General features: G+C 56.6%; 12 protein-coding genes and 3 pseudogenes. 10 read left to right on the forward strand and 5 right to left on the reverse strand.

Annotated features, from left to right (window positions below; genetic code table 11):
• Window positions 1-55 precede the first annotated feature (55 nt).
• The gene (locus L1P09_RS03135) at window positions 56-1,024 is read left to right on the forward strand and encodes a hypothetical protein (RefSeq protein WP_235768453.1); all 969 of its coding nucleotides are present in this window, start codon (window positions 56-58) and stop codon (window positions 1,022-1,024) included.
• 8 nt (window positions 1,025-1,032) lie between these two features.
• Here L1P09_RS03135 and L1P09_RS03140 read toward each other — a convergent pair.
• Window positions 1,033-1,479, reverse strand: a pseudogene (locus L1P09_RS03140) (tail assembly protein); the annotation flags it as partial.
• Window positions 1,480-1,658: 179 nt separating this feature from the next.
• On the opposite strand from L1P09_RS03140, the pseudogene L1P09_RS03145 reads away from it, so the two are divergent.
• The 7 genes and pseudogenes from L1P09_RS03145 to L1P09_RS03175 form a co-directional block, all read left to right on the forward strand.
• Window positions 1,659-1,959 (forward strand): annotated as a pseudogene (locus L1P09_RS03145) (integrase domain-containing protein); the annotation flags it as partial.
• A gap of 152 nt (window positions 1,960-2,111) precedes the next feature.
• Window positions 2,112-2,807 carry a hypothetical protein gene (locus L1P09_RS03150; RefSeq protein ID WP_235768455.1) on the forward strand — a complete coding sequence of 232 codons (696 nt, stop codon included), beginning with the start codon at window positions 2,112-2,114 and terminating at the stop codon, window positions 2,805-2,807.
• A 286-nt stretch (window positions 2,808-3,093) separates the two neighbouring features.
• A complete protein-coding gene (locus L1P09_RS03155) occupies window positions 3,094-4,542 on the forward strand; it encodes a KAP family P-loop NTPase fold protein (RefSeq protein ID WP_235768457.1) in 1,449 nt (482 codons plus the stop codon).
• Window positions 4,543-5,415: 873 nt separating this feature from the next.
• A pseudogene (locus tag L1P09_RS03160) lies at window positions 5,416-5,565 on the forward strand (Fic family protein); the annotation flags it as partial.
• Window positions 5,566-6,020: 455 nt separating this feature from the next.
• Window positions 6,021-6,248, forward strand: coding sequence for a hypothetical protein (locus L1P09_RS03165; protein WP_235768459.1), 228 nt, complete (start codon window positions 6,021-6,023; stop codon window positions 6,246-6,248).
• A gap of 303 nt (window positions 6,249-6,551) precedes the next feature.
• Window positions 6,552-7,007, forward strand: a complete 456-nt coding sequence (locus L1P09_RS03170; RefSeq protein ID WP_235768460.1) for a GFA family protein — start codon at window positions 6,552-6,554, stop codon at window positions 7,005-7,007.
• Window positions 7,008-7,493: 486 nt separating this feature from the next.
• The gene (locus L1P09_RS03175; protein WP_235768461.1) at window positions 7,494-8,057 is read left to right on the forward strand and encodes a hypothetical protein; all 564 of its coding nucleotides are present in this window, start codon (window positions 7,494-7,496) and stop codon (window positions 8,055-8,057) included.
• A gap of 55 nt (window positions 8,058-8,112) precedes the next feature.
• On the opposite strand, the gene L1P09_RS03180 is transcribed toward L1P09_RS03175, so the two are convergent.
• Both L1P09_RS03180 and L1P09_RS03185 read right to left on the reverse strand, forming a co-directional pair.
• Window positions 8,113-9,498 (reverse strand): GntP family permease, encoded by a 1,386-nt coding sequence (locus L1P09_RS03180; protein ID WP_232892558.1) that lies wholly within the window; start codon window positions 9,496-9,498, stop codon window positions 8,113-8,115.
• A 238-nt stretch (window positions 9,499-9,736) separates the two neighbouring features.
• Entirely contained in the window at window positions 9,737-11,212 is a 1,476-nt protein-coding gene (locus L1P09_RS03185; protein ID WP_235768462.1) for a PAS domain S-box protein, read from the reverse strand.
• Window positions 11,213-11,416: 204 nt separating this feature from the next.
• Here L1P09_RS03185 and L1P09_RS03190 point away from each other — a divergent pair, with 204 nt between their 5' ends.
• Window positions 11,417-12,403, forward strand: a complete 987-nt coding sequence (locus L1P09_RS03190; protein WP_009686079.1) for a hypothetical protein — start codon at window positions 11,417-11,419, stop codon at window positions 12,401-12,403.
• Window positions 12,404-12,479: 76 nt separating this feature from the next.
• The gene (locus tag L1P09_RS03195; RefSeq protein WP_029884902.1) at window positions 12,480-12,659 is read left to right on the forward strand and encodes a CsbD family protein; all 180 of its coding nucleotides are present in this window, start codon (window positions 12,480-12,482) and stop codon (window positions 12,657-12,659) included.
• Between the two features lie 76 nt (window positions 12,660-12,735).
• Here the strand turns inward: L1P09_RS03195 and L1P09_RS03200 are convergent, their stop codons facing one another.
• Both L1P09_RS03200 and L1P09_RS03205 read right to left on the reverse strand, forming a co-directional pair.
• Window positions 12,736-13,557 (reverse strand): amino acid ABC transporter permease, encoded by an 822-nt coding sequence (locus tag L1P09_RS03200; protein WP_029884901.1) that lies wholly within the window; start codon window positions 13,555-13,557, stop codon window positions 12,736-12,738.
• Window positions 13,554-14,375, reverse strand: a complete 822-nt coding sequence (locus tag L1P09_RS03205; RefSeq protein WP_009686082.1) for an ABC transporter substrate-binding protein — start codon at window positions 14,373-14,375, stop codon at window positions 13,554-13,556. Before L1P09_RS03205 ends, L1P09_RS03200 begins: the two co-directional genes overlap by 4 nt.
• Between the last annotated feature and the right edge of the window lie 20 nt (window positions 14,376-14,395).

Genomic DNA, 14,395 nt, shown 5'->3' on the forward strand with positions numbered 1-14,395 from the left:
AAGCGAAAAGTCTGGCAAAGGCTCAAATTGCCCGTATCAGCCTAGGCATACCTCGATGTATCATTCCTACCTTTCCCACCAATCCATAGGTCAAGTAATGGCGGTTCATGATTCTGAAGCTGCAGCCCTTGAGTCGCGCCGTCAATACGCAGTCCTAGCCAAACGGGAAAAAGAACTCGACAGCCTGCGTAAACAGTTAGCAGAGCGGGAAGATTACATCGAGAGCAGGATGCAGCAGGAGCGTAATATTTTCGCGCAACGCGAAACAGAGCTTCTGGCCTCGATAGAGCAACGAAATGAAATGCTTTCAAAGCAAGAGCAAATTCTGTCTCAACGAAGAGAAGCTCTCGAGTCGAGGCTAGCTGAGCAGCAGGCTCAAATGATTGCCGATAAAGATGAGCTTATTTCATTCCGTATGACTCTAGAAGAGCAAAGGAAAGAGTTGGAGCTCGAAAAGAAAAGGCTTACAGAAGAGAGCCAAAAAGCTCTGCAAGGAAACTCTAAACGATTTGTGAAGGACGCGCTGGGCCTCCTAAGCTCGAAAGAGAGCCGGTTCCACGGGATATCCATAGCCTGGGCGGTCGCAGGCGCTTTTTCGCTAGTAATCGGTGTTATTATCGCCGTTCTTACTATGGTTAACAGCTCTGATAACTTTCATCATGCATCAGGGGCAGGTCTAGCTTATTACTTTTTCCACCTCTTTAGAGGGTTGGTCGTGGTCGGGCTTTGCGGCTTCCTCGCCAGGTACTCTTTTGTTTTCAGTAAGTCTTATATGCATGAGTCTTTGAAACTTGGGGAGAGAGCCCATGCTATTCGTTTTGGAGAGTTTTATCTTGATACTTATGGGGCTAACGCTCAATGGGAAGAGGTCAAGGAAGCCTTTGCCCACTGGAATATAAGTGGGCAAAGCGCATTTTCAAATGCCGAGACTGGCCCAGCTGATCCGGCAGTTGTAGGTGCTGCCACCAACTTGGTAGAAAAGGCGATAGCCAGCGCAGCGGAGCTTGGCAAGAAGTCCTCGTGAGCTTGCTTTCATTTATCTTGTGCTTCGATTGAGGCGGATATAATCGCTCCGCCCCAGCGTCGTTCTCCGATGCAAATCGGTACAGGGTTGCCGCTGGCAGTGGTGTTCTTGGCGGAACCGAAGGCATACGAAGGCAGGTTTTCTGGGGCGCCGTTTTGAGAAAGCCCTTTTGCCTGGGGGCTGAGCATTTGTATCACGCCGCCGACCATCATTGAGGCGCCCATCGTTATCATGGCTGAGCCGAATGGAGCCCCGGCGCCGAACGTGCCGCCGGTAATCACAAGGCCGACCACGACCATCACAGCCCCCACGATCGTCTGCAGTGTACCCCCGCGTTTGCTCCCGCCGACTACGGGCACGATTCGGATCTCACTAGCACCGCCACGCTCGAAATCATCTTCACCGACATTCTTCCTGTTTCGGAAGATCGCGAACCGCATAGCCAGCGCTTCCAGGAACGGTGCTCAGGAGGCCAGATCATGAGATGCCCTTGCTCCCCGACGTAAGGAGCCGCCAGTCCCGCGTAGTGGACATTCCCCACAGGTCGCAGGGGCCTTGATCCCTGATAACACTCAGCATTCTTGGCGGGATGACGTGGGGCGAGGATCGGAGAACGGAAGATGAGGTGATCGATATGGCATTGGTGGGCAGGCGCGATGGCCGTAATTTCGGTTACGGCAGACAGTTGAGCTATGCAGGGCCGCAGGCGTTGAAAGATATTTTCGGCGGTGGTCACTACGGCACGGTCAAAGCGCACAGTCATCGGTGGCAGGCATTCGTGAAATGGTGCCGCTCCAAACAGGGGCCTGGTTTCAATGATGCGCGGTAGATTGATCGCAGCGTATCTGTGCGGCGAGGTTGGGCGCGGTGACTTGGCTCAGCACCGCACAAACCGGCTATCCAGCGTTAACAGGACCCTGGCGGCGCTTCGCGGATGATGTGGGAAGTCTTTTGAGGGTTAGAACAGATGACATTTTTTGGCCGACGTTGTTAACGTAATATAACTCACTACGGAATGGCTAAGCTGAAACCATTTCGATGAAATCTCGTATCCGTAGCCGCCCTCAAAGGACTCACAAGCTAGATCATGGACTGCCCAATTCCCCAAAAACCTACATTCAGAGCGGCGTCAGCACCAGCGTGCCCGCCTGAACCAGAAAGCCACTCGCAAAATGTAAGTGATGATCGCAGTATTAGTATCAATATAGGTCAACTGCTTCCTGCAACTGCTAAGGCTGACGCGGCCATGCAAGCGACACTGGAAATTTCTGATAAAAAGGTCTACACCGTAAAAGTAGAGAACGATACTGATTGGCCGGCAGTAACCGCATCTCTTGTAGTAGGGCTTGCCATTGCCTGGTTTGCTAAGCAGTCACAGCAAAGTCAAATTAAGTCTTCGTCCGCAAACTTTAGGCACGAATGGCAAAGTAGCCTCAGGGCAAAAATCGCGGAATTTTCTTCTAAAATTGTTTTGATCCACTTCAAGCTTGAGAGCGATGAGGACTACTTGCTGAAAGATATTTCAGACGAAATATTCAGCGAGTTGATCTACATTCAAAGCGTTATCGAGCTCATGTTGGACAGCAGGAAAGAGTCTTCAAAACAGCTGACGCGCACGATGGAAGAAATCGTGCAAGAATTAAAGTCCGGGCGAACTGAGTTAGGTGCTCTTATTAATAAGTTAAACTCGCAAGCCAGTGAAGTGCTTGAGTTGGCCTGGCAAGACATTCGCCGAGACTTAGGAATGAGAAAATCTAGCAATAGAAGGCGCTTCCTGTTTTGAAGAAATTGGTGATTGTCACTGACAGAGTGACTCTGGATTTTTCAGTAACCTTACGACCCCAGGGGATAGATTCTTTTTTTGATGCATTTCCATGAAAAATAAATCAGTCCTCTTTTTCTTCCAAGTGAGCCTTGCGCGCAGCATCCTTGCCTCTAGAGAAGTGGATATTTCAGTTGGGCAATCTATCCTTCTGAGATTCTCTGGCATCTACACTGAGCAGCTAGACTCACAAGCATTACAAGACCCGATAAATAGTTTGTAACCTCGCATATGCAAGGAGTTCAACATGGAAAATGCCAGCAGCGACGCAAAACGAAAATTCTCAGCTAGATGCAAAGAAATACCCATTGAAGGCAATCAGTGGCCCTGCAGTGAAGACAAGCTTTCAAGGCGGACAGAGATCGAGAACTTAACTCCGCTGCTAATTGATGCGCAAGCACCGCTTGTAATTTGTTTGGATGCGCCATGGGGCGCAGGGAAAACAACGTTCCTTAAATTGTGGTCGCAGTATTTGCGAACACTTGAAATGAAAAGCCTATACTTGAACGCTTGGGAAAATGATTTTGCAGACGATCCACTGCTTCCGCTGATATCGACATTTGATAAGTGGATAGCTGCTGAAAACGAAGAGTCCAAAGCGCAAGCAGCTTGGAAAAAGGCCAAAAAATTTGTTCCTGGTATACTCAAATCTTCTGCTGTCGCTGCGGCCAAAGCGGCATCGTTTGGCATGTTAGACATAGACAAAGAGCTAGAGAAGCTGGCCAGTGACGTAGTCGGAGGTACGGTCGGCGATATCGTAGACAGCTTTAATGTGAAGCAGAAGTCGTTAGAGCAATTTAAAAGCCAATTGTCTTTAGCTCTAGAAGCTCTGCCAGGAGACCAGAACAATCTAGTGATATTTATTGATGAGCTAGATAGATGTCGGCCTACTTATGCAATTGAGATGCTGGAGCGAGTAAAACATCTTTTTGATCTTGATCGAATCATTTTTATACTTGCGATGAATAGAGATCAATTGGGTAAAAGCATTCAAGGAGTCTACGGTACGTCGTTCAATGGCACTCAGTACCTTAAGAGATTCATTGACATAGATTATCTACTTCGCACGCCATCTATCAAGGAGTACATTTCCGCAAGGCTGGACGAGCCAGAGATTTCAGACTATTTCAAAGCGCGAAAAGAAGGTCGTTATGATCTTGAACACATAACCGAACTTATGGCATATCTCGCGCTTCGATTTGAGTACACCCCACGCGACATCAATCAGCTGATTGGCAGGCTAAAGCTTATTTTTCGCAGTATTCCTCATAATCATTATCTTGACGAATCAATCATTGTGCCTCTGTTGGTGTTGAGGCAAGAAAATCCGCAGCTTTACACTCGGTATTCAAAAGATGCACTTTGCGCTAATGATGTAATTGAGTTTTTGTCAGGGAACCGTATTGGTGAGGGCGTATTGGAGCATCGCATCGCTGTAATGTTTGGTTATCTAATAGGTGCTGCTAGAGACCCTTATTTTAAAAATAACATGGAGGGAGTCCTCGCGCCATGGATAAAATGGTCAAAGATGCTGTCGGAAACGGCTGGCGCCTCTCAACTTCGATCAGAGTTACAAAGAGCAGTCACAATGGTGATCGAGTTTGCTACTGAAGATCGTGAGTTTAGAAGTAGAAGAGGCCTTAATGAGCTGGCCTTTAAGCGCATTGAACTAGCCGGGGAAATTAATTTTTCATAATTATTTTATGTGGGCAACAAGGCTACGCTCAATCCTTAGCAACTGAGCTCTATGTGTGGTTTTTTAGAACTGAAGCTTGCTAAGGATGTTGTTCGTACCCTGGAAGCTCCAAGTAGTACTCAGTTTCAAAGTATTTTATGAGTTTCCTTGAACTCTGTACGAAACTTCGAGAAATTCAATCGGCGCCTTCGTAAGCTAAATTTTTATAGGTCTTCTAGCCATTTACGGAAAAACTATGATGGCAAAGTATTCCGAACTCTCGGATGAGGCCTGGACTGTGGCCGATCTCTTCACTAAAACCATGGGCGGAGCAACCCCGCCTGAGCCTCCACAATTCCCGATTCGATTCCACCGAAAGCCATAACTAGCTGATTTTCTTATAGATACCCTATGAGGCACATCAAAAATCCACCAAATTCCAGCCCCGCGAAAACCGGGCTCTCACGTCCAACAACCGTACGTCTGTCTCCTGCACCAGTCTTTAATCCGCGATGGTTCACCACCATACGTGGATCCCAATGAAACCGCCGCCTAGGCGGTTTTTTTGCGCCGACTCGATGGGCGTTAAAACGCCACATTCTGCGGCATTTATGTACATTCGTTAGTACATCCTAGTTTCGGTTAGCAAGCGATGTACTCACGCGTCGTGCCGGTTGCCAGAGGTTGGGTCTGACAATTCGCAGGCCGCTTTCCTAGCTTGTACTGTTCGCCCAGCCCCTCGCCCAATCGACTTATCGCCCCGCCTTTTTTGACTTAATCTTGCAGAGGATTTGAGATAATGCTTTTCTTTGATATGCCTTGAGCCCAGTGTTTACGGGCATAAGAGCAAAAAAATTTGAGATAATGCATTCGCCTCCTAGAGATAACTCCGAGATGCTTCAGTTCTCTCACCACGATCTCCAGCTGTTGAACCCATCCTTTGACTCGCCACTGGTCTACGTGCTGAGCGAGCTTGAGTTCCTGCGTCGCCTGAGGCTGGAGGGCGATACCCCGCAACAGACCAAATTCACATTCATAACCCTGCCTCGCCCCTCGACCGACTATCTACCCACACATTTCCGCGATTTCTCCCACAGCAAACAGCCTTGCTTTTAAGCCCCCGCAGCGATACCTTCCCCCAGTCGCGGCCAATTCCGCGGCCGGGTTTGGCGACCCGAACGAAAAGGCGCATCGGCGCCCCCAACCACGATTGCAGGCGCTTTTTTTGCGTCGGCAGTTTCGTGTAATGGCGGCTGTGCGTGGGAGACCTTCGGGTCTGCCGAGTTCCTTTTCCTCGGTTCGCCAACCTGCGTACAGCTGCCACCCTAACCGTTTGGCGACGGTGAGGGCGGTGCTTCAATCGAAAAGGAAGGCATGCATGCACACTTCAAATCTATTCAGAATCCCCGCATTCGTTCCCCACCGTCGTTTCTCGAAGGCTTTCAGCGACATCACTGTCAATGCATCAGGCCTTAGCTCCCTCCACCAAGGGGTGCGCCATGTCTGACCAAGAACGCCTCTCCACCCTCCAAAGCTACGCCTGGACCCTCGAACTGCTAGGCGAAGCCTTGGTCCAGCACGACGAAATGCTGGAATGCGAAGACAACCCGCGCCTGAGCTTTCGCAATACGGCCGGCATCCACCAGGCGATCCGGATCATCAGCCGGTTGGCCAGCGAGCAGTGTGGCAAGGTAATGGAGCAAGCCGGGCGCGCCTCGACCGATTAGCAGAGTCATGGCTTGCTGGAGGGCGTCTTGGTCGGTTCACGACCTCGGCCGCCCCGGCGAGAGAGTGCCGTAGCGTGCACATCGTTGATCCGGACGTTTCCACAGCGTCGAGTCTGGTCAAGTCAGGCATGAACACCTGCTTTGCGCTTGCTGTCGTGGCCACAGGATTTTCGATCCATACCGCCTGCGTGGTGGGGCAGGCGACAAATGGAATCCGTAGTACGCTCCAATGACTAGGTATTTCCAATACATCTGGCTTGTTCCCTGAATCGCCAGGTTTGCCTTTCAAACGGGAGAAACGCCATGACGGATGACAACAACGATAACCGCCCTGTCTACCAAGCAGCCTGCCATTGCGGCACCGTGCGTTTCTCACTGCGGTTGACCGATGGTCTGCGCACCGCACGCAGGTGCAACTGCTCGCTGTGCCGTATGCGCGGGGCGGTGGCGGTGTCGGTCAATCTGGGCGATATCACGGTCACCCAAGGTGAAGAGGCGCTGACGCTCTATCAGTTCCACACCCGGGAAGCCAAGCACTACTTCTGCTCGAAATGCGGCATCTACACCTTCCACCAGCGGCGTTCCTCGCCGGACCAGTATGGGGTGAACGTTGCGTGTATCGACGGGATGAGCCCGTTCGATTTTGCAGAGGTGGCGGTCAGTGAAGGGCGTGTTCATCCCAAGGATCGGGTGGGGGGTGGCGCGGAGGTTGCGGGGTGGGTGCGGTATGCAGCTAACCCGGCGTGTGATCAGGGCTGAGGGCATCGCCCATGTTCGCGTGGGTCTTCGGGATCTGGCTTTCGCCAACGGGGTAGGTGTAGGCCTTAAACCGCCACAGCCCAGCCCGTGCAGGCCAGCTCGAAAAGCACCAGACTGACGCCATAGCGGGTAATGAACGGCGAGTCCGAGGCTGGCAGTGGGGCCGCTTTGCGGCCCATCGCGACGCAAGGCCGCTCCTACAGGGTGAGGTGGCGACGCAAGGGAATAGCAAATGGCTCAAGTTGAGTGGAGCGCTTGCGCCGCTCTCGGGCATGGTAATCAGGCAAGGCGCACTGCCAGCACTTTGCAGTAACCATTCACTGGCCAATGCCAACTGCCGAGGATTTTGCATGGATCAGAACAGAGACAGCCTGAAAACAACCAACCCTATCGCCGGGCTGCCGGGGGCCAGTATTCGAGAAAGCCTGGGAGGTGCGCTGGGCCCTGAAACTCACCTACGTGTGCCTGTTCATGGATATGGCTTTCATGACAGCCCTAGGGACCACTCTGCTGGATTTCTCGGGGAACATGGCTACGGTTTGGGGGAATATCGGGCGGATCTTTGTGAGTGTCGTGGTGTTTTGCCTGGCCGTGTCGGTGTGCGTTCCAGTGCTTGCGCAGGTCGCGGTCATGCTTGGTTCCTACATCCCTTGGCACTGGCTACAGAGCCGGCGCGATTACTCCCTGCTGCACAACCACGTGACCTATAGCGCCTTGAAAGAGCACAGCCTTCGTGAAGGCAATGAGTTCCTGTTCAACTACTGGCGCAGCAAGAGCCAGCAACGGGAGGTGTGGCGTCAGCAGCGCTACCAGGCCGGTGTCCTGGTATTCGGGCTGGTAGTGATGGCCATTGCCAACGCCAATGTCGGGGCGCATTACCAGTTGCCTGGCTTGATGCATCAGGTCACCGAGCTGATTGGCTGGGAGGGCTATCTGGTGCTGGGGGGCATTACGCTCTGCCTGTTGCACTGGGCGTGGTGGGCTGCGGATGAGATTGGCCAAATCTACTACCCGCCCTTGGCAGAAAAGCTGAGGGAGCGCGGCTACTGACGCCAGGGCATGTGAGCCAGGATAACTGGCTCACCCGCTCACCCGCTCACCCGGCTCAGCCCACCGCAACCGCCGCATTCAGCACCAACACCACGATCAACCCCACCACCGCCACGATCGACTGCACCACCGAGATGGTCTTGGTCGCTTCCCCCATGGTCATGCCAAACGACTCTTTCACCATCCAGAAACCGGCATGGTTGGCATAGTTGAAGAACAGCGAGCCACAGCCGATGGACAGGGCCAGCAAGGGCAGGTTCAGGCTGGGGTCGGCACCTGCCAAGGGGGCCAGCAGGCCGGCAGCGCCGACGATGCCAACGGTGGCCGAGCCGGTAGACACCGACAGCAGCATGGCGATCAGCCACCCCAGAATCAACGGCGGGAATGCCGATTGCTGGGTCAGGTGCACGATGGCATCGCCAACCTTGGCGCTGGTCAGCATCTCCTGGAAGGCGCCGCCGCCGGCAATGATCATGATGATCGAGGCAATCGGCTTCAGGCTTTTGCCCAGCGCATCGCGCAACTGCTCGGCGTTGCCACCGCGCGCCAGTACCAGGCTGAAGCCTGCGAACAGCACGCCCAGCAGCATGGCGATCAGTGGGTTGCCAAGGAAGCTGGCCAATTCCAGCAGCGCATTGCCCTTGGGCAGCAGCATTTCGGCAACGGCGTGCACCAGCATCAGGATCGCCGGCAGCAGCGCGGCCAGCATGCCGATCAATACACCGGGGCGGGGTTGGCCGTCGGCCTGCTCAGCCAGGGTGAACTGGTCCAGCAGTGCCTGATCGGGGCGGGTGCTCATGCGCCGGGAAATGAACATGCCGTACAACGGGCCGCCCAGGACCATGGCAGGGATCGCGGCGAGGAAGCCGTAAAGCATGGTCGGCCCGACCGAGGTCTTGAGCACGGCAATGGCGGTCAGTGGGCCAGGGTGCGGAGGGACCATGCCATGCATGGCCGCCAAGGCGGAAATCACTGGCACTCCCACGTACACATAGGCAGAGCCCTTGAAGCGCGCCTTGCCCTCCAGCTTGCGTGCCACGCTGAAAATCAACGGCAGCATGATCACCAGGCCCACCTCGAAGAACATCGGGATGCCGATGACGAAGGCCACCATCATCATCGCCCAGGGGATCAGCCGGTCGGGGGTGCGTTTGAGGATCACATCGGCGACCTGTTCGGTAACGCCAGCATCCGCCAGGATCTTGCCCAGCATGGCGCCAAGGGCAATCACCACCCCGACCGCACCCAGTGTCTTGCCAGCACCGGTGAGCAGGTGCGAAACGATACTGCCGGGTTGCATATGGGTCGCGAAGCCCACGCCAATGGACACCACCAGCAGGGCCAGAAGCGGGTGCATCTTCAGGCGCGATACGATCAGCGCCACCAGCACCAGAACACTGACCAGGGCGGTCAGCAACAGCTGAATATCTAAGGGAGTCATGCAAGGAGTCTCGGTTGGGCAGGCGCGTCAGCGGCAAACAGAAGGTGCAGGCAGGGCAATCAAATGTGCGGGCTGGCCAGCATGCAAAGGCATCGGGACGAGGAGTGCGATCATGGAACGATTCACCTTGTTATTTGGTCATCTATATGAATCTGGCCAGAGTATTTGCGGTCAACCGGGATACTGTCAAGGGTAGGCCCTGGCAGCGGCAGCGCCAGGCCCAGCCGCGAACAACCCATCAGGTACTGAACAAACGCCGTTCCCGCGCCCACACGATCGCTTCACTGCGGCTGTGCACATCGAGTTTGGAATAAACCGTTGCCACGTGGTTGCGCACCGTGTTCAGCGCCAGGTTCAGGCGCGCCGCAATCTCCTTGTCGGCCAGCCCTTCGCAGATAAGCGCCAGCACATCCCGCTCGCGGCGGGTAAGGTCGGTGAACGAGGCGTCGGGCAACCGGCCGGTGTTGATACGTTTGGCATTGGCCAGCTTCTCGATCAAGGTCTGGCTGAACCACGATGCATCCTGCATGACGGTCTCGATCGCCTCGACCAGTTCCAGCTCCGAGCGCTTGCGCTCGGTGATGTCCATCAGCACCAGCAGGTAGCACGGGGTGTCCAGCAGGCTCACGGTGTCGGCTTGCAGCATGCAGTCGAGCGGGTCGTCACCTTTCTTGCGCAGCTTCACATCCAGCGCCTCGATACGCCCGCTCTTTTCCAGCGCATCGAACACCTGCGCTGCCACCGCGCGGTCGGCAAAGAAGTCGATTTCGGCCACGGTTTTCCCGATCAGCGCCTGGGCGGTGTAGCCCAGGCTGTCGAGGAACGCTTCGTTGGCATCGATCAGTTGCTGCTTGTCGGCGCTGCACAGCAAGGTCGGCACCGGGCTCAGGCGAAACGCCTTGGCAAAGCGCTCTTCGCTCTGGCGCAGGGCGTTCTCCGCCTTGCGCCGGGGCTCCAGGTCGGTGAACGAAAACAGCATGCAATCCTCTTCGTGCATGTCCAGCGGCTGCCCGGCCACGATCACCAGCTTGGTGCCACCTTCTGGCAAGCGCAGCTCGGCCTGCATCTGCGGGATGGTCGCGCCTTCTATCAGGCGCTCGATCGCCAGCTCCTTGCGCTCGGCGTTTTCCAGCACGTCCACTTCATACACCGAGCGGCCAATGACGTTTTCCCGCACATGCCCGGTCATTTCCAGAAAGCCCTGGTTCACCTTGATGAAGCGCAAGTCGCTGAGGCGGCAGATAACGGCGGGGGCAGGGTTGGCGTTGAAGGTTTTTTCAAAGCGCTGCTCTGCGCTGGCCCACTCGGTAGCGTCGGCCAGTATCAGCACCAACGACTCGGCCTCGCCCTTGCTGTCTTCCAGCACCATGCTGCGCACCCGGTGTACCCGGCTGCGCGCCTCCTCATCGCCAACCGGCGAAACCTCGACCACGACATCGCTGAACACCTGCCCCGCCGCCACGCGGGCAATGGGGTACTGGTCGGCTTCCAGTGGATGGTTGTTGCGGTAGCGCAGGGCAAAGCGCTGGCGATAACCCTCGGCGTCACCGCCCAGCTGTTCCAGGCTGTCGACCCCGTGCATGCGCAGGGCGGCTTCGTTCGCCCAGATGATCGTCTGGTCCACTTCCAGCAGCATCACGCCATCCGAAAGCCCGGCAATTATCTGCTGCAGCTGGCGGCGGTTGGTTTCACGGGCAAGCACGGCGTCGCTCATGGGCGTCCCCCGGTCGGTAATGGCTGGTGTGGTGACTGGCGTTGAGCATAAACGCAGCAGGCACCGGCAGATTGGTGCCAATGCACTAGTGCGGGTGGGGCAGATGCATCAATACACCCTTGCATGGGACCCGCAAACTGGCCATGACGTTGCATCAGGCACCCGTGGCCGGTGCAGCCAGTTCCCATTGACGAGGATGCATAGATGACTGAAGCCTATGTAAGCACCCCGGCAAATGCCGTGAGCCCGCTGCGGGTGTCGTGGAGTGCAGTTTTCGCCGGGGGGGCCATTGCCTTGGCTACCTACCTGGTACTCAGTGTGCTGGGCACCGCCATCGGGGCCGGAGCCGTTGACGCGATGGCCGATGGCAACCCGCTGCGTGGTTTTGGCACCGGTGCGGGGGTGTGGTTGTTCGTCAGCACCCTGGTTTCGGTCGCCGCCGGTGCCTGGGTTGCCGGCCGCACGGCGCCGGGCCGCGGTGGCCTGCATGGCCTGTTGAGCTGGACGGTGACCACATTGCTGGCGACCTGGCTGCTGGCTTCGCTGGCCGGGGGCGTGGTCGGCACTGCCGGCAATATTGCCGGTAAAGGCCTGTCGCTTGCCGCGGATGGTGTGGCTGCCGCCGCACCGGCAGTCGGCCAAGGCATCAAAGAGCGCCTGGGTAAGCAGGGCATTTCGCTCGACTGGGACAGCCTGGAAGCGGAGCTGAACAAGACCCTGCAGCAGTCCGGCAAGGCCGAACTGAACCCGTCGAACCTGGAGCAGCAGGCCGATCAGGCGCAGGCGCAGGGTGAGTCGGCGGGCCGTATTGCCGCCGAGGACCCGACCCAGGCCGTTGACCAGCTCAAGCAATGGTTCGACCGGGTACGCAAGGCCGGTGAGCCTGCGCTGAGCGCGGCAGACAAGCAGGCCCTGGTCAACATCGTGGCGGCGCGCACGGGCAAGAGCCAGCAGGAGGCCCAGCAGATCGTGGATAACTATGCCCGTGCCTACCAGCAAGCCGCCGAGCAGGTGCAAGTGCTGAAAGACCAGGCAGAGCAACAGGCGCGTGAAGCTGCCCAGGTAGCGGCCAGCAACGTGTCCAAAGCCGCCTGGGGCACGCTGGTAACCCTGCTGCTTGGCGCTGCCTTGAGCGTTGTGGCAGGCCGCTTCGCCCTGTCGTCACGCAAGACCCGGGTCGTGAATGTGTGATCACCCGCCCAGGTCTGCCCGTTTCACTGGTGTAACCCCAACCCACATGTACGGATGTCGTTGAAGGAGAAAAACCATGAGCAGCACGTCTGACAAAGTCAAAGGCATGGCCAACGAAGTGGTTGGCAAGGTCAAGCAAGCCGTCGGTAAAGCGACTGGCAATACCGAGCTGGAGGTAAAGGGCAAGGTGCAGGAGAAAAAGGGTGAAGCCCAACAAGTGGTGGGCGATGTGAAGGACGCCGTCAGCAAGGACTAGCCGACTGTCGCCCCACCCACCAGCGGTCGCCTTCGGGCGACCGTTCTTGCATGTGCCCGCTGCGCCCAGGCACTGCTCAGCGCTGGTACGCCTTGCCGAAGTGCCGTTCCAGGCGCGCTTGCACCAGCTCCAGCAGAATCGACAGTACCCAGTAGATGATTGCCGCGGTGGTCAGCATTTCCAGGTAACGGTAGCTGGAGCGCCCGTACGACTGGGCCAGGAACATCACTTCCCACACCCCCATCACCGAAATCAGCGATGAATCCTTCAGCATCGAGATGAACTGGTTGGCCGTGGGCGGAATGATCACCCGCATGGCCTGGGGCAGCACGATGTAGCAGAACGTCTGCGGCGGGCGCATGCCCAGCGCCAGCGCCGCTTCGCGCTGGCCGCGCGCCACGCCGAGAATGCCGGCGCGGAAGATTTCACTGAGGTAGGCGCCGTAGTTCAGCGACAACGCAATGATGCCTGCGCTGATTGCGCCGGGCACTAGGCCGACCTGTGGCAGGCCCAGGTAAATCAGCAGAATCTGGATAAGCAGCGGCGTACCGCGGAAGAACGACGTGTAGAAACTGGCGATACCGACCAGCACCGCACTGCCGGACAAGCGCGCCAGGGCTGCGGCAAAGCCCAGCAGCACCGAGACCACCATCGAGCACAGGCACAGGAACAGGGTCAGCGCTGCGCCTTGCAAAAAGCCGTTAGGGCCCAGTTTGAAGCCGGCGAGGTTGGGGAACTTCTCCACAATGATCGCAAACTTCAGGTCGAAGCTGAGGAAGAACGCCACGAACAGACCGAACAGCGCCAGCCAGGTCAGCAGCAGCCGGGTGCGAAAGCCGAACAGGCTGGCGCCCGTGGCTTTGGCCGCGGGCTTGGGGGAAGAAGGGAAGGTGCTCATTTGCTGATGTCGGCGCCAATCCATTTCTGCGACAGCTTGGCCAGCGTGCCATCGGCTTTCAGTTCGGCAAACACCTGGCGCACCTTGGCATCCCATTCAGGGTCGCCTTTTTCGATGGCCACCGAGTTGGGCTCTTCATACAGTGGGGCACCGGCCAGCTTGAAGCGCTTGTCCTGGGTCAGGCGCGGCTGCGCGGTCACCAGGTTGGTAAGAATGGCATCCAGACGCACGCCCGCGCCCAGGCCCAGGTCCTGGAAAGCGACGTTGTCGGTGTCGTAAGGCGCAATCTGCACAAAGTCGAAGGGGTAGTCGATCTTCTGGTCTTCCTTGCCTTCGATCACCAGGTTCTTGTTCAGGTAGCTCTCGTAGCTGGAGGCGCTGGTCAAGCCTACCTTGCGCCCATCCAGGTCCTTGGCCCCATGAATGCGCTCATCCTTGGCATTGACCACGATCACCGCCGGCGATGCGTAGTATTCCACCGGGAAGTCGAACACTTCGGCGCGGGCTTTGCTGGGCGTCATCGAGCAGATGCAGATGTCGTAGCGGCCGCTCCAGCGGCCGGCGGCGATCACGTCCCACGACGGGGTTTCCAGGCGCAGCTTCACGCCAAGCTTGTCGGCCACAGCCTTGGCCACATCCACGTCGAAGCCGTCGAGTTGGTTCTGATCATTGAGGAAGGAGAACGGCGGGTAGCTCTCCATCAACACGTTGACCATTTCCTTGCGCGATTCAACCCGCTCCAGCGTGGTGCCTGCCAGGGCCTGGGACGCAGTGGCGAGCAACACGAGGCCCGCGCCGAGCACAGTAGAAAAGCGCATGTACATACCTGAAAAGTTTG

Source organism: Pseudomonas juntendi (assembly GCF_021560075.1).
GTDB lineage: Bacteria > Pseudomonadota > Gammaproteobacteria > Pseudomonadales > Pseudomonadaceae > Aquipseudomonas > Aquipseudomonas juntendi.